Annotated in this window: 16 protein-coding genes; 3 read left to right on the top strand and 13 right to left on the bottom strand. The window is 60.7% G+C overall.

All coding sequences use genetic code 11. The features are described from left to right. Positions 1 to 7 precede the first annotated feature (7 nt). Positions 8 to 814: a CSS-motif domain-containing protein gene (locus tag APH44_RS00300; protein ID WP_054890686.1), complete on the bottom strand. Its 807-nt coding sequence runs from the start codon at positions 812 to 814 to the stop codon at positions 8 to 10. Positions 815 to 1,156: 342 nt separating this feature from the next. Between APH44_RS00300 and APH44_RS00295 the strand changes: the two genes are divergently transcribed. Beyond that, complete coding sequence (locus APH44_RS00295) at positions 1,157 to 3,226, top strand: PAS domain-containing sensor histidine kinase (protein WP_054890685.1); 2,070 nt, start codon at positions 1,157 to 1,159, stop codon at positions 3,224 to 3,226. 6 nt (positions 3,227 to 3,232) lie between these two features. Here the strand turns inward: APH44_RS00295 and APH44_RS00290 are convergent, their stop codons facing one another. Further along, positions 3,233 to 4,825, bottom strand: coding sequence for a response regulator (locus APH44_RS00290; RefSeq protein WP_054890684.1), 1,593 nt, complete (start codon positions 4,823 to 4,825; stop codon positions 3,233 to 3,235). A 100-nt stretch (positions 4,826 to 4,925) separates the two neighbouring features. After that, the gene (locus APH44_RS00285; RefSeq protein WP_054890683.1) at positions 4,926 to 5,981 is read right to left on the bottom strand and encodes a HEAT repeat domain-containing protein; all 1,056 of its coding nucleotides are present in this window, start codon (positions 5,979 to 5,981) and stop codon (positions 4,926 to 4,928) included. A gap of 195 nt (positions 5,982 to 6,176) precedes the next feature. Between APH44_RS00285 and APH44_RS00280 the strand changes: the two genes are divergently transcribed. Continuing rightward, a complete protein-coding gene (locus APH44_RS00280) occupies positions 6,177 to 7,046 on the top strand; it encodes a pirin family protein (RefSeq protein WP_054890682.1) in 870 nt (289 codons plus the stop codon). A gap of 42 nt (positions 7,047 to 7,088) precedes the next feature. Here APH44_RS00280 and APH44_RS00275 read toward each other — a convergent pair whose 3' ends face one another. Beyond that, positions 7,089 to 7,316, bottom strand: a complete 228-nt coding sequence (locus tag APH44_RS00275) for a DUF6555 family protein (protein WP_054890681.1) — start codon at positions 7,314 to 7,316, stop codon at positions 7,089 to 7,091. Positions 7,317 to 7,639: 323 nt separating this feature from the next. Between APH44_RS00275 and APH44_RS00270 the strand changes: the two genes are divergently transcribed. Further along, positions 7,640 to 7,918: a DUF1652 domain-containing protein gene (locus tag APH44_RS00270; protein WP_054890680.1), complete on the top strand. Its 279-nt coding sequence runs from the start codon at positions 7,640 to 7,642 to the stop codon at positions 7,916 to 7,918. A 24-nt stretch (positions 7,919 to 7,942) separates the two neighbouring features. Here the strand turns inward: APH44_RS00270 and APH44_RS00265 are convergent, their stop codons facing one another. From APH44_RS00265 to APH44_RS00225, 9 genes are all read right to left on the bottom strand, one after another. After that, entirely contained in the window at positions 7,943 to 8,230 is a 288-nt protein-coding gene (locus tag APH44_RS00265; protein WP_054890679.1) for a hypothetical protein, read from the bottom strand. A gap of 125 nt (positions 8,231 to 8,355) precedes the next feature. Then, complete coding sequence (locus APH44_RS00260) at positions 8,356 to 9,192, bottom strand: ABC transporter permease (protein ID WP_054890678.1); 837 nt, start codon at positions 9,190 to 9,192, stop codon at positions 8,356 to 8,358. A 1-nt stretch (position 9,193) separates the two neighbouring features. Next, positions 9,194 to 9,979: an ABC transporter ATP-binding protein gene (locus APH44_RS00255; protein WP_082420889.1), complete on the bottom strand. Its 786-nt coding sequence runs from the start codon at positions 9,977 to 9,979 to the stop codon at positions 9,194 to 9,196. Continuing rightward, the gene (locus APH44_RS00250) at positions 9,976 to 10,986 is read right to left on the bottom strand and encodes an ABC transporter substrate-binding protein (protein WP_054890676.1); all 1,011 of its coding nucleotides are present in this window, start codon (positions 10,984 to 10,986) and stop codon (positions 9,976 to 9,978) included. The genes APH44_RS00255 and APH44_RS00250 overlap by 4 nt, the downstream gene beginning before the upstream one ends. 111 nt (positions 10,987 to 11,097) lie before the next feature. Next, positions 11,098 to 11,715, bottom strand: a complete 618-nt coding sequence (locus APH44_RS00245; RefSeq protein WP_054890675.1) for an START domain-containing protein — start codon at positions 11,713 to 11,715, stop codon at positions 11,098 to 11,100. Positions 11,716 to 11,836: 121 nt separating this feature from the next. After that, positions 11,837 to 12,673 carry a bifunctional allantoicase/(S)-ureidoglycine aminohydrolase gene (locus tag APH44_RS00240; RefSeq protein ID WP_054890674.1) on the bottom strand — a complete coding sequence of 279 codons (837 nt, stop codon included), beginning with the start codon at positions 12,671 to 12,673 and terminating at the stop codon, positions 11,837 to 11,839. Positions 12,674 to 12,832: 159 nt separating this feature from the next. Further along, entirely contained in the window at positions 12,833 to 13,528 is a 696-nt protein-coding gene (locus tag APH44_RS00235; protein ID WP_054890886.1) for a hypothetical protein, read from the bottom strand. A 158-nt stretch (positions 13,529 to 13,686) separates the two neighbouring features. Continuing rightward, a complete protein-coding gene (locus APH44_RS00230) occupies positions 13,687 to 14,778 on the bottom strand; it encodes a hypothetical protein (protein WP_054890673.1) in 1,092 nt (363 codons plus the stop codon). 25 nt (positions 14,779 to 14,803) lie between these two features. Continuing rightward, the gene (locus APH44_RS00225) at positions 14,804 to 15,442 is read right to left on the bottom strand and encodes a LysE family translocator (RefSeq protein ID WP_054890672.1); all 639 of its coding nucleotides are present in this window, start codon (positions 15,440 to 15,442) and stop codon (positions 14,804 to 14,806) included. Positions 15,443 to 15,444: the final 2 nt, after the last annotated feature.

Below are 15,444 nucleotides of genomic sequence, written 5' to 3'. Positions count from 1 at the left end.
CAGGGTGTTACCGGTCAATGACCGGCAACACCCCTTTGACAGGGTATCGTTTACGCAAGAGGCTCCAAAGTACGAGCACCGAGGTGAACAGGCCGATGAGTACGAGGGAGGGCATGATATTTGTCCTGATATATTGTGACTCGCGAGCCGTAAAACCATCGGGATAACCCGCTCTGACGAGGTAACCGTACTTTTCCGATACGCCGCTCTGCGAGAACTCCGACAGCGAGGGGCGTACTTCGTTACGGCTGTCACCGTTGGCCGAGATGTAAAGGTCGCCAAACTCAAGTTCCAACACGACCCCGTCCTTGAAGCCGCGCAGTTCGTTGCGTAGCTCGAGCCCGTAGGTGCTGGCGATAACTGAATGGTTATCGGCGACCAAGCGGTACTCCACGAGAATACCGTTGGGGATGGTCGGTGAATTCATGTTGAGTTGCAGGTATTCGCCCTTTGCGAAGTGAGGCGTGTACAAAGGCTTTGTGCCCAGGCTACTGCAAAATCCGATGTCGTTGCGGGTCAACACCAACGAGTGAATCCGCGGATTACGTCTGGCCTGGTTCTCGAGTTCTTGTTGAACTTCACTGCATGGCTGGGTACTCAGTGGCTGCGCCTGCAGTGCCGCGCCATGTAGGCTATCGAGTACACGATCGATAGCGAACACGGCTTCTTCGATGGAGACCCTCGATTTTTTCTCAAGTTGTCTGTGCATTTGGTAGTTCATGACCACCAATCCCGAGATCACGGGGGTTGTGCCGATCAATACGGAGAGCATGAGATTGGTCACGCGGTGGTTCAGATACCTGGAAATGCTCATTGACTTCTCCCTATCGTTTTGATGAATGAAGAAGCTTGCTCTTGCGTATCGAGTGACGCTGTAAGTCATGTCGTGAATGGGTGGAGACAAACCACCCCTTGCCTGTGCGATTGATTACGGTTGATGGAGTCGCTAGATCATTTGCTCCTTGACCAGTGCCTTGAAAAAAGCCTGCTGGCCGATACAGGTGCGGGCTGATCAGCGCAATCGTGTTCGGGCTGTTCTCTATAGCGATGTGCTAGCCTTCAGGTATTTCATGATCTTCAGGAGTTGCCATGGATTCGGAAACCCTGCCAGCCAACGTGCTCATGCCACTTGGTGCCTTTGCCGGGAGCATTGTTCGTGGCTGCCGATGAACAGGCGCGAAAGGGCGCCACACAAGTCATACACTTGGTTTCGCCGTCACCCTCGGTCGAGGTGCGCGCTGAACATATTCTCCACTTCGATTGGGGCAGCACTCCGTTGGGCCCATTGTCACAGTGGCCTCCCTCGCTACGTATCGCGGTCGATATCATGCTTTTGTCGCCCTTTCCCTGCGCACTGGCCTGGGGCAAGGAGCTGACTCTGATTCCCAGCCAGAGCTACCTGGCGTTGCTGGCTGACGACCAGCGCCAGGTAGGGGAACGTTTTGATCAGCTGTGGCATGTTGAATGGGAGCGAATGGGCCCACGGGTCTTCCAGGCGCTGGAGGGAAGGGCCAGTTTTGTCGACGAGTCGCCCATCCAGGTGCGTTATCGTGAGAGCGGTGAACATGCCTGGTTCGCGTTCGGTTACGCCCCCGTGCGCGATGAGGAAGGTACGGTTGCCGGTTTTTTGCACACCGCGATCGATACCACTGCCAGCTTGGAGCAAATCCGCCAGTGGCGTGAACTGGCGCAGAGCTTCGAGCAACAGATCGGGTGTCATCTACCCAACAGTGATCCTCTCTGGCGCCTGTCACGGGATGCGATGATCATCGTCAGCCACGATCTCGAACTGCTGGCCGCGAACGACGCATGGCATCGGGTGCTGGGATGGGAACAGCAGTCACTGAACGCAATTGCGCTCGTCGATCTTGTGCATCCCGCTGATCGTGCGGAGGTCCGCCTGGCGATCAATGATCTGCTGCTGGGCAAGGTGATCGAACAGGTGGAGTCGCGGCTCAGGCACAAGGATGGGTACTACCGTTGGATGAGTTGGAGTGCGCGGCCCGAGGGCGACGTGCTGATTGCAGTAGGGCGGGATATTACCGAGGAGCGCACCACGATCTTGCGCGAGGCCCAAAGCCTGCTGCGTGATAGCCAGCGAATGGAAACCGTTGGCCAATTGGCGGGCGGCATGGCGCATGAGATGAACAATCTATTGGCGGGCATTGGCGGTAGTCTCGAGTTGCTCCAGCGGCGCTTGGGCCAGGGACGCTTGGAGCGCATCGATGAGTACGTACATGTGGCGTGCGAGTCGGTACAGCGTGCGATGGCGCTGACCCATCGGTTGCTGGCATTTTCCAGCAGCCAACCATTGCAACCGCGACTACTCGATGTGAACGGCCTGTTGCAAGATCTTGAGCCATTGATCCATCAGGCTCTCGGGCCAGAATTCGCATTGAACTGGCAACTGGACGTAGCGCCCTGGCCAGTGCAGGTCGATCCTTGGCAGTTGGAAGTTGCGATTCTCAACCTGTGCAGCAATGCCCAGGATGCGGTGGTTGAAAGGGGTTGCTTGACTATTCGGACGGCCAACGAACGATTTGTGAATGGGGTGGAGCACGATGAAAGCATCCCTGCCGGGGATTATGTCGCCATTCACGTCCATGATGATGGGCAGGGCATGCCCGCAGACGCGGTGAGCCGTGCTTTCGAGCCGTTCTTCACCACCAAGCCCAAAGGTCGTGGCGCCGGGCTTGGGCTGCCGATGATCTACGGATTTGCTCGCCAGTCTGGGGGTTATGTGTGGATCGAGTCGACGCCAGGGAAGGGTACTCAGGTCACACTCCTGTTCCCGCGCCACCCAGGCGAGCTGCCGGTAGTCAGTGAGGAGGGAGAGGTGCCTGCGTTGAAGCAGGGCCGGAGTGAGCGAATACTGTTGGTCGACGACGAGGGCAATTTACGGTCATTGATGAAGGAGGTGTTGGTAGAGCATGGCTTTGACGTCATCGAAGCCAGTGATTCCGGTATGGCGCTGGAGCACTATCGTGAGAGTGGTGTATTCGACCTGGTGATCACCGATATCGGTTTACCAGGTGGTATGAGCGGACGCCAGGTGGGCAAGACGATTCGCCAGGCCAAACCCCTTCAGAAAATCCTGTTCATTACCGGATATACCGCGCAGCCTCTCGAGCGCAGCCTTCTCGACCAGCCAGGCACCGCACTCATGCTCAAGCCGTTCTCGCTGGAAAGCCTCGCGGTCCAGGTTCAGCGGATGCTCGAGCCCTGACGGCGATCATGCTTCGCCGAGCATCTGTGCCACGCGCTGGCTCAGCTGGTTCAGCTCGAAGGGTTTGCAGATCAGTTGCATGCCAGGGGCGAGGAAGCCTTCGCGGGACATGGCCGTTTCCGCGTACCCGGTAATGAACAGGACAGGCAGGTTCGGTCGTAGCGTGCGAGCAATCTCGGCCAGCTGTCGACCATTCATGCCTGGCAGTCCGACATCGCTGATAAGCAGTGCGATGGGCTGTGGCGAACGCAGAAGGTGCAGCGCCTGCGTAGCGTTGCAGGCGCTTTGGCAGGGGAAGCCGTCATCACACAGAGCCTGGCAGAGCAGCTCGCGCACTTCGCGATCGTCCTCGACGATCAACACCTCGCGGCAGTTTCCTGCCGTCGGCGTACTTGCAGCCTCCAAGGCCTGCGGCGGGATGCCCAGGCAGCGCGGCAGGTAGAGATCCACCCGCGTGCCCCGGCCAATCTGGCTGTCCACCGTGACATGGCCGTGGGACTGTTTGCTGAACCCATAGACCATCGACAACCCCAGGCCTATGCCCTGGCCCACGGGCTTGGTACTGAAAAAGGGTTCGAAGGCATGTTCCAGCGTGCCTTGCGACATGCCCTGGCCAGTGTCGCTGATGGTCAGTTGCAGGTAGTCGCCGCTGCTCAAGCCAGCATCCTGGAACTGTGCAGCGTCGATGTGCTGGTTGCTGGCTTCGATAGACAGCCGCCCCCCGCTGGGCATGGCTTCCCGGGCGTTGAGCAGCAGGTTGTTCAACGATTCGCGTAACTGCTTGTCGTCTGCCTCGACTGGCCAGAGTTCATCCGACACGCGCAAAGACAGTTTCACCGAGCTGCCCAATATAGCCTGCAACCGCGCGGGCTGGAGCAGGGCATGCAGGTCCACCGCCTGACTCTGCAGCGATTGACGGGAAGAAAAGGCCAGCAGCCTGTGAGTCAGCGTCGCCCCGCGGGCTACGGCGTCTTGCCCCATGCGCAGGACTTTGTCGAGCCCTTCGGTGCGTCCTTGCTGCAGACGCCTGTCGATCAATTCGAAGCTACCGCCGATGCTGGTCAGCAGATTGTTGAAGTCATGGGCAACGCCGCCGGCCAATTGGCCGATAGCTTCCATCTTGCGAGTCTGGTGTCGGGCCTGGTCGCCAGTCTGTAGGCTTTCCAGGCGCTGGTGCAGCGCGCTCAACGCGTTGCGCGCCATGTACTGTCGACGCCGAGCGCGCAGAGCTTGGTTCGTCGCGCCCAAAAGTTGCTGTTCGTCGAAGGGGTAACTCAGGTACGACAGGTTACCCAACCCTTGCAACATTGACGTATTAACGGTCGTCGCATGGGTGTTGAGCAGCAATACCGGCAGGTCCGACCATTCGGGTTGACCCTCGATGAACAGGTGCAGGGGTGACTGCGGATCATCGGACAAAGCCTGCGAGTCGGCGATTACCACGGCGACACCCTCTGCCAGCCATAGGCCAAAGCGCTGCTTGTCGCTTGTACACAGGCATGCGATACCGCTGCCAGACAACAGTTTGGCGACGGTCGCTGCAACCTGCTCGGGTGCGAGGATCAGGGTGCGTTCGTCCAACGACAACGAACCGGACAAGACGAATCTCCCAGGGCAGTGGCCTGGCCGGAAATGGCCGTGCGTTCAGCGTGCTACTACCCACTGGACCACCAGCGTTCCGCCGGGGTTCAAACCGGTTCTACAAACCTTGTTGCAAATAGGGATCGTCTGGGTTCTGTCGCTCAAGTTCAGCGAGCAAGACTTGTACATTCTGTAACTGCCCAGTTTCCTTCCAGTAGCGAATCAGCAGTACTCGAGCTCGACGATTGGCGGGCTGGCGGTCGAGCAGGGTTTCCAGCTGTTTTTGTGCTGCTTCGACCTGTTCAAGGTCATGCAGGGTGACGGCCAACGTGTAGCGGTAGTCGGCATTGTCCGGCTCGAGTTCCACGGCTCGGGAAAAAGCCAGCAAGGCGTATTCCTGTTGATCATGGCGGGTGAGCCACAGGCCCAGTTCATATTGCAGAAACGCAGAGTCCGGGCGCAGCGCCAGGGCTTTGCCCAGCACCTCGCGGGAGGCGTCGTGCTGGCCTTGGCGCTCCAGCAGGCGTACCCGCGTTGCCAGCGCTTGCAGATCCTGCGGTGCCAGAGCAAGGCTGCGCTGAAGCGCCGCTTCGGCCTGCGGATAATCCTGCTCGTGAAGGTACAGGCGCGCCAGGTGGACTTGTGCCTCGGCATCGTCGGGTCGCTGTTCGAGTGCTTGTTGGTATTGCTCCAGGGCGGCCTGCAGCGGTCGGAAATACAGGCCGATGGCATCGGGGTCCAGACCCAGCAATGCATCCACCACGGCGAACCGTACGTTCTGGTCGTCATCCTCGAGCAGAGGGCCGAGGACCAGACTGCGTTGGGCTGGTGGCAGCAGGCGCCGGATGCTGGTGATCGCCGCACGGCGTACAAGGGGATCGCCGTGGTCGAGGTCCTGCTGGGCCAGTTTCAGCGCCTGGGGAGAGGGGTAGTGAGGGAGTTCGGCGTAGAGCGCAGCGCGCCGGATCGGTGGCAGGTCATTGCGTTGCAACTGTTGGTAGAGCACCCGGGCTGCCCCCGGAAGACCTTCGTGGGCCTGGCGCAGTGCCTTGGCATAGCTCTGCGGCGGCAGGCTGGAGGGCACCGGTTTCGGCGCGCGCCACAAATAACCGATCACCCCTGGGATCGCCAGGATGAGCAGCAGTGCGATCAGGTAGCGGCTACGTTTGGGCATTAGTGGTACCGGGGTCAGGAAGGGCTGAGCTTGGGGCAGCCGGCGGCTAAATGCAACGGGGCCGGGCAAGCCTTCGGATTGGAAGGTGCAGGGAAGGATTGTCCTGCATATGAGACAAATAAAGCTATTTTGCCCGCCTAATGCATCATTGTGTTCATCGGTAGAATACTTCCCAGCCAAGAGAGGAGATATCTCGTGAAAAAGATTCTGGGTATTCACCGTAGTCCTCACGCCCATTGGGTTGGGGATGGTTTCCCCGTGCGCAGCCTGTTCACTTACGATCAACTGGCACGCCATATCAGCCCGTTCCTGATGCTGGACTACGCTGGCCCTCACACGTTCCCGCCGACCAACGCCCGTCGCGGAGTCGGCCAGCACCCGCATCGCGGCTTCGAGACCGTGACCATTGTCTACCAGGGAGAACTCGAACACCGAGACTCCACCGGCGCCGGCGGCTTGATCGGCCCTGGCGACGTGCAGTGGATGACCGCAGCCAATGGCATCATCCATGAAGAATTCCATTCGCCGGCCTTTGCCCGCAGCGGTGGCGTGCTTGAGATGGTGCAGCTGTGGGTCAACTTGCCTGCCCGCGACAAACTGACTCCGGCGGGTTACCAGACGCTACTGGATGCTGAGATTCCCCGAGTAGCGCTAGGCGAGGGTATCGGCAGCTTGCGGGTGATCGCAGGCGATTATCGGGGACATCGGGGACCTGCCCGGACGTTCACGTCCATGGATGTGTGGGACGTGCGTTTGCAGGCTGGGGCAACGCTGCATTTGCCGATTGCGCTGGGGCGTAATGCCGCGCTGGTTGCACTGCGCGGGTCGATACGGGTTAACGACCAGCAGGACGTCAGCCCGGCCAGCCTGGTGTTGCTGGAGCGCGATGGCGAACATGCCAGCGTGACTGCACTGGAAGACGCCACCTTGTTGTTGCTCAGTGGCGAACCGATCGATGAGCCGATCGTTGGTTATGGCCCGTTCGTGATGAACTCCCAGGCTCAAATCGCCGAAGCATTCGACGACTTCCACGCAGGGCGTTTTGGGCAGATGGTGAAATCCTGAACGCACGTCATGCGGGGTATCTGGCGCTGCCACAAGCCAATTTCAGCCAGAGGCGCGCCAGCTCACCTCGCTGATGCCATAGCGCTCGGCCATGGGTCTACTGACTTTCTTGATCTTTTCTCGGCCATAGCGGCCGATTTTGCCGACGCCGGCATCGCAACTTGCCCAATGCCAGGCCTCGGCATTATCCATACGTTCGGCGCGAATGATGAACGACTTGTGCTCGCCGTGCAGCGCATAGTCGATCACGAACAGTTTTGCATCAATCATCGCTACCCGATTCCTCAGCGCAACGCGCAACCCGACGGTCCATGGCTTGATGCTGTGAAATCGAGCCGGACGATAAAGTTTGCAACATCTTCGTTGCATACGACGAACGGTACTTTTGCTGCCGTTTGTCGCATTGCCGAGGCAACCGATCGAACGAGCCATCGCGCCATGGTTCCACTCACTAGAGTGGATAAGGCTTTTGCGCGTTGGACATTGCCTGGATGAATGGGCTGCCGCCGCGGACATGAGCACTATCAATTGGCGCTACACCTGCACAGCGTGTAGTCACATCAGAGGCAATCCGTTGAAGAGAGGGTCATGACATGTCGTTGATCGGCGTTTCGATGCTGGAAATGCGTCAGTTGATCGAGCAGGCCTGTCTGCCCGATCGTTGCGAAGTGAGTAGCCCCGATGGCGTCAGCCTGACCATTCGCCTGGGGCGTGGTGAGAGCCTGGAGGATGGCTACACCCTGACAGGCGTACCGCTCGATAGCCTTAACAGTTGTCGTGACCTGGTCGGTTTGGTCGGGCAATTGCGTGGCGCGCAACGAGTGGGGCATGCGCCTGACCTCAAGGTGACTGCCCAGAAGGCTTTCATATAGCCTGATCCCGGGCGGCCGATCGCTTCACTGCAGCTCAAGCAGCAGATTCAAACCACCGTCGCCGCATTTGCCGCAGTCGCGCACTACCCCCCGATAATGGCGTCCCTGCCAGACGAAGGCAACGCTATGAGCACGTTCAACCTTGTCCGGAAGTGGCGGGTGAATGTGCAAACGCAGTGCAGGTTGCCCTTGCAAATTAAGCGCGGCCAGTTGGGCATGGCATTCGACACTCTGCGCCACTGGGCCGAACAGTGTGTCGCGAACGTAGTCGAGCTGCAGGCAGGAGCTGGGCGCGCGGCCGGGCATCTTCATGGCTGTTGCCAGAACGGCCGGTGATCCCGGTGATCGTGCGTACTCACAGACAATGACATGGCTAAGTCTCCGAGGGACGTAGGCATGTTGAGGGCGGCAGCCGGACTATGTTCCATTGGAATTTTCTACCAACGTCGCGGTTCATCATCCGACTGCTGGCGCCAGGCTGACAGACGCCGCTCCAGCCTGGCGAGCAAGACATCGAAGAGCAGGGCGCAGCAGGTGAGAACGATGATGCCCGCCAGCACGGTGTTGACGTCGAAGGTGGCCTCGGCTTGCAGGATGAGGTAGCCAATTCCGCGTGTCGATCCCAGGTATTCACCGACCACGACCCCGACGAATGCCAGGCCGATGACAGTGTTTAGGCTGGAAAACACCCAACCCAGGGCGGCAGGCAGATAGACGATACGAATGAGTTGCCAGCGGTTGGCGCCAAGCAATCTTACGTTGGCCAACAGCGCAGGACTTACCTCGCGCACGCCCTGGTAGACGTTGAAGAAGACCGCAAAGAATACCAATGTGATGCCCAGCGCGACCTTCGAGGCGATGCCCAGCCCCAGCCACATCACCAACAAGGGCGCCAGCACCACCCTGGGGACCGCATTGGCAGCCTTGATGAACGGCGACAATACCCGCGCCAGCGAGGGCGTGAGCCCTAACCAGAGACCGAGTGCCAAGCCTGAGGTGAGCCCTAGCAAAAAGGCCAGGAGCGTTTCGGTCAGTGTGACCAGCAAGTGAGGGTAGAGCGTGCCGGGAAAGTTCAGCGTAGTCAGCAGATGATCCTGCCAATACAGCTCCAGCGAACCGTTGCCCGTGCTCAGCCATCGCCAGAGTTGCTGCAAGACTGCGTGTGGGTGACCGACAAAGAACGCCAGCTCTTCGTCGGCAGCCAGCCATGACCAGAAGGAGAACAGTGCGAGCAGGAGGGCGGCGCGTAGTAGCCAGAGGGTGGTCCACGACATGTCAGTCTCGGGCGATTGTAGTGGCGGGAGGCAGGTGCCCCAGCGTGTGCCATAGACGCTGGTACAGAGCTGCGGACTCGGGATTCTTGCGTAGTGACATCGTGTCACGTGGGCGTGGCAGGGGTATTCGAATGTTTTCGATGCACCGGGATGCAGGGCCGGCGTTGAAAACCAGTACGCGGTCGGCGAGGGTGATGGCTTCGTCGAGATCGTGGGTGACGAACAAGACCGACTTGCGTTGTTCGTCCCACAATTCGAGCAGCAATTGCTGCATGGCTTGACGCGTTTGGGCATCCAGCGCGGCGAAGGGCTCATCCATGAGCAGCAGCGAAGTGTCGTGGATCAGCGCCTGGGCAAGGGCGACACGTTTGCGCATGCCGCCAGACAATTGGTGAGGGTAGCGATCGGGAACGTCGGTCAGCCCGACTCGCCTCAACCAACACACGGCTTGTTGGTTGGCATGTTGCTTGTTCACACCACGCAGTTGCAGGGGAAGGCTCACATTGTCGAGCGCTGTGCGCCACGGCAACAGCGCATCGTGTTGAAACATGTAGGATGCGTGGCGGTTCAACCCGACCAAGGGCTTGCCATGGCAGCGGATCTGCCCGCTGTAGGCCGGTTTGAGGCCTGCGGCGAGGTCGAGCAGGGTCGACTTGCCGCAGCCGGTAGGGCCCAATACGCAGACGAATTCACCTTGACGGACAGTCAGGTCGACCCGTGCCAATGCCAGCAAGCGATCGTGACGCGCTTCCACGTCGAGCATTTCCAGAGCGAGTGTGGGTGTCATGGTTGCGCGGCTTGGTCAACGAACTGATTGGTCCATGTCGCCTGGAGGTTGATCTGGCGTTGGGCCATGACCGGGTCGAAACTCTGCAGCGCTTGCAAAGCGTTGCGCGCCCCCTCTGCAGGGAAGCGACCGTTCACGCTGAGGGATGGTTGGATGTTGCGAAACGCCTGGCGATAAAGCTCTGCGTCACCCATCAGGTAGGGTGTCGGTACTAGGTCGGCGACTTCCGCATCCGTGGCGTCGTGCAGCCAGGTCAGCGCCTTGAGCATGGCATTGGTCAGGGCTTGAACGGTCTGTGGGTTGTTCTGGATGTAGGTGCTTTTGGCATAGAGGGTGTTAGCCGGCATGGGGCCGCCGAACAGCGCCGCGGTGCCGGCGGGAGTGCGCGCATCTGCGATCAGGCGTATCGCCTGTTGTTGCTCCAGCAGGCTGATCAAGGGTTCGGCGTTGACCAGCGCATCGATCTTGCCGCTCAGCATCGCCTGTACTGCTGTCGCACCAGTGCCGACGGTGGCAAAGGCAACGTCCTCGATGCTGAGCCCTCCCTGTGCCAGCACGCGGTTGGCGAGCATCTGGGTCGAGGAGCCGGGCGCGCTGATGCCGATGGTCTTGCCTCGTAAGTCTGCAATCGAGCTGTAGTTCGCCAGGGTTCTGGAGGAGACACCCATGGCGAGCTGCGGGCTCTCGCTTGCCAGCACGAAGGCCTGAAGTACCTGGCCACGAGCCTGCAGACGCAAGGTGTGCTCGTAGGCGCCACTGACCACCTGCACGGCATCGGCCACCAGCGCCTGTGCCGCTTTGCCGCCACCGGTGAAGTCGATGACCTTCACTTCGAGACCTTCATCGCGGAAATAGCCCTGCTCCAGTGCGACGGTCAGCGGCAGGTTGTAGATGACGGCCTGGCCGCCGACGCCCAGGTGGACAGGAGTCAGATCAGGAGGTTGCTCTTTGGCCGTGGCGGGGGCTGCAACCAGCAGCATGAAGCAACTGAAAACAAATGCGCGCATGGCACCTCCTTGTTGGCAAGGTGCACAGGGTAGGGCATCAAGGGTGGGTGAGGGGCGCAGACGCTCCGAAGTGCGTGTAGGAACGTTCCTAAACCGCTTCGACCAGGAGCGTCAGGGTTGGCGCTCGGCCACCGCTCTGAGCGTTTTCAGCGTGACCATTGGCGCATCGACCACAAAACGATTGGCCAGCCAGCCCGGTACATCACCGGCAGGATCGGCCTGCAGCCGATAGGTGACCTCGGTATCACGTTCGGCCAGCGGGTGCATGATCCACTCACCTTGCAATTGGCGCACGCGAATGAAGCCGGGGGCCTCCGGCACCTTGTCCGGGTCAGCGCTGAGCCTGCGAATCAGTGAGCCGTCGTCGAGCCGCTCGGTACGTACGCGCAGGACCATGTCCCGGGGTTGCGCCGGCCAGGGCAGCTCGGTGGTGAGGTAGACCCAGGTGCTGTCGCCATCCACTTCCAGCAGGCGCATCTGTGCGCAGGCGTACAACCACTTGCAGGCGACACGCAGGTTTTCCTGAAGATCGCTCAGGGTGCGGACACTGGCCTTGATCCGAACAACGCCGCGAAATTGCTGGTAGGGCGATCCCTGGACGTCGCCAAGATAAATGTCGATGCCGCTTTCCTGGTGCGTGAGGCGCCAGTTGTCGGCAGACAACGCAAGCGTCGGCAGGACAAGTGCGCAAAGCATGGCGAGGCGAATTCGGGACAGGAGCTGCGGCATGTTCAGGCTCCAGGCAGAGGGTCACCTTAGTATGCGCGGGAACAGGCAGAACGATCATGAAGATGATGTTGCGCCGATCAGGGCCGTGGCCGACCCCGATCGGTTGATGCAGGTGGGCGCCTCAGCGCTGCGGATTGAGCGTCAGGTGCACGTGACGGTTCACGTCCTTGTACAGCAGGTAGCTGAACGGCCCTGGACCACCCGAGTAGCAGGCTTGTGGGCAGAACGCACGCAGCCACATGAAGTCACCGGCTTCCACTTCCACCCAGTCCTGGTTGAGGCGATATACCGCCTTGCCTTCGAGCACGTACAAGCCGTGTTCCATGACGTGGGTTTCAGCAAACGGAATCACGCCGCCTGGCTGGAAGGTCACGATGTTGACGTGCATGTCGTGACGCATGTCGGCCATGTCGACGAAGCGAGTGGTGACCCAGCGCCCTTCGGTGCCCGGCATCTCGATGACCGTGGCGTTATCGCGGTGCGTGACGAACGATTCGGGAACCGCCAGGCCTTCGACTTTCTGGTAGTGCTTGCGCAGCCAGTGGAAAGTGACGTTGGCCTTGCTGTTGTTGCGCAGGCTCCACTCGGCCCCTGGTGCGAGGAAGGCGTAGCCACCGGGCACCAGGGTGTGGTGCTTGCCTTCGACGGTGATGTCGATCTCGCCTTCGACGACGAACACCACGGCTTCGGCATTAGGGTCCAGCTCAGGGCGTTCGCTGCCGCCTTCAGGGGCGACTTCGACGATGTACTGCGAGAAGGTTTCGGCAAAACCAGTCAGTGGGCGGGCGATGACCCACATGCGCATCTTGTCCCAGAACGGCAAGTGGCTGGTGACGATGTCACGCATCACGCCCTTGGGAATGACGGCATAGGCCTCGGTGAACATGGCACGGTCAGTCAGCAGCTCGGTTTGAGCCGGGTGCCCACCGTGGGGGGCGAAGTAGGAGTGATTCGACATGGACAGTCTCGACTTGTTGTTCTCTCCCCGTGCCGTGAACCGCACCGTCCGGTGCGGCGCAGGGGATGCACGGACAGCATAGGGGCGAGGCCCTGGCATCCACAAATTAAATGTTGGAATACCCGGTATTTGCCGGCTGAATGCTCAGCGGTCGTGCGGTCAGCGATTGCTGGTCAGCCGCTGCTGGGCCGCCGCGCAACCGTTGATCTCCACCGCCTTCTGCAGAAAAGCCTGACGCCGTTGCGGGTCGAGCTCGCCGAGCAGGCGGTAGACCTCGGCCTGGTAGTCGCGCTGACGCCCCCATTGAAGTTCTAGGCCTTGCGGGCGACTGCGGTTGCAAGCCAGTCGAGTGGCGGGTTGCGGATAGTAGGCGGCGTAAAGGGTCGCCATGCTCGGAATGGCTTCCAGCGCCTCGCGGTAGGCGGGAGTATGGTTGTAGGACGGGCACCAGTTAGCAATTGCTGTCGCTGGCGGGGCGAAGCCCTGGCGCAGGCTGGCTTCGAGCAATGGGCAGGCAGCGTCGGCAATTTTCCCGGCAGGCAGGTAGGTCATGTAATACAGCGCCAGGCGGTACTGCGCTACGGGATGGCCCAAGGCAACCGACTTTTCCAGTAGCGCTACCGCCGTTGGCAATGTACGGGCCATGGCCTGGCCCTGGCGGCTGAGCTCCGGATCATTGGTCTCGGCTGTGCGCAGTGGGCTGGGGCTGTCATCCTCGGTGTCGGCCTGCTCGAGCAATGGCAATGCCTGCCGGTAGAGAAGATCGGCATGGGGGTCGATGCGAACGTCGAGCGCCTGGGCGGCAAACGGCGTCAGCGCTGCGAACAAGCCCGAAAGGAAGACGGCTGGACTCACGAGTGGGCCTCGCAGGCTGGCGCCCAAGTGGGACGAACCAGAAGCGTTTGGGCAGCAGGGGTGTTCATGACGAATTCGCGTTTGCCTCGGGCTACCGGGAGCGGTGAAGGGCTATTCTAGCCATCCCGAGGTGCTGTCGAAAGAGGCTTTGACGACTGTCAGACGAGCTTGAACGGCGTGACCTTGCGGTTGGCGTACTTTTCCTGGGCCAACCCCAGCTTTGCGGTGATTACCTTGGCCAGGGCATTGTTGCCCAGGTCGTTGAAATGCAGCCGATCGATGAACAGATGTTCGTTGAACACCGGTGAGCTGCTGAGCATACCGTTCATGTCATAGCAGGGTACGCTCTGCGCCTGACTCTTGATGCGTCGGAAGAAGGTTGAGTGCAGTTCGCTGTCGTAGACACCCTCCAGCAGCCGGTCGAAGTTGCCCGGCTGACGGTCCAGCGCCGAGAGCATGGCCTGCTCGCCGACGGGCAACTGCTCGCGGCACCAGGGCAGCAGTGGCTGCAGGATGAACGTCAGGGAGGTGTGGCTGTCGGCCAGTAATCGCTCCCATTGGCACAGGGTACGGCCGATGCAATCGGCGGCGCGAAGCAGGCGCTTTTCTGGTGCTGATAGCGGCCAGGCCCAGGGCGCTGGCGCCGAACGACGGGGCGCCAGACTTTGCCCCAGGCGCTGCCAGAACGAGGCCCGTCCGGGTTTGGCCAGTTGCACGCCCTCGTTGAAGCTGTTGAGAAAACGCTGGTATGGCCGGGCCGCTTCAGGTTCCTGGTCACCTGAAAGAATTTCGCCAAGCCCTTCCTGGGCCAAGGTGTTGAGGCCGCTGAGTACCACGACATGGCCGATCTGGCCAAGGCGATGCTGGTGGCTGAGGAACATCAGCAGCTCCTGGGTGGCGTTAAGGCCGCAGCCGGCCAGGTTCAACCAGATCTCGCCAGTGAGCATCGACAGGTAGGAGGCCACGGTGTGTTCATCGGAGCTGGCGCCGATACCCAGCGCAGTAGAGCCGCCCACCAGCAGGTTGATGCGCGCCGCACCGCCGCGCTCGGCCAGTGAAAAGCGCTTGCCGGCGCAGTGGCTGTAGCGCAGGCCCAAGGCATCGGTATTGATGGTGTCGGAGCGATAGCCGCGCTCGTGCACGTAAAGGGTATGCGGCGCGCGGCGTCCGCCGAGCAGCAGGAAGCGCTGGTAGTCTTCTCGCAGGGGAATGGCGCTGCCCACGTCCGGGGTGATGTCGATCGGTGTCATGGGCGCTCCTGGGAATCGGGCGGGCTCAGGCGGCCAGCTCCTTGAGGTTGTAGAGCAGGCCGCCCGCGGCGATCAGCAGCAGGGCGACGCCAGAGGCCAGGCTGATCAGGCGGTTGCTGCGCTGCGAAGCGATCTTGCCGATGGCGAAGATGTAGAGGCTCAGCACCGCGAAGTCGATGGCGATCCACAGCAGCGACAGCACCACCATGCTCTTCTCGAAGGATTCAGTGACCTGGATGAACTGCGGGAAGAAGGCGATGAAGAAGATGATGTCCTTGGGGTTGGAAATGCCCACCATGAAACCTTGCAGCAGGCCGCCTCGGCCGGCGATGCGCGGCGTTTCGACGGTTTCGGCGGTGTGCTTCGGCGGTTGCTGCTGCAGTGCTTCGCGCAGCGTGCCCACGGCGATGTAGCCGATGAACAGGCAGCCCAGCAGGCTCATGCCGCTGAGCCAGGCTTTGTCGATGGCGGCGCTGGTCATGATGATCCAGGCGGCAGCACCAATCAGCACCAGTGACGCCCAGTTGGTGCCCACGGCGGTGAACAGGGCCTTGCGCGAACCGGAGGCGGCAGCGGTGTTGACGATCAGCGCAACTACCGGGCCTGGCGTGGCGATCAGCAGCAGGACGGTGAGGGCGTAGGTAGCAGTCAGTGCGGTATTCACAT

Origin of the sequence: Pseudomonas sp. NBRC 111143, assembly GCF_001320965.1 — a bacterium.
GTDB classification, from domain to species: domain Bacteria; phylum Pseudomonadota; class Gammaproteobacteria; order Pseudomonadales; family Pseudomonadaceae; genus Aquipseudomonas; species Aquipseudomonas machongensis.
Note: the sequence above shows the minus strand (reverse complement) of the source record. Positions and strands in the feature narration are given on the sequence as shown.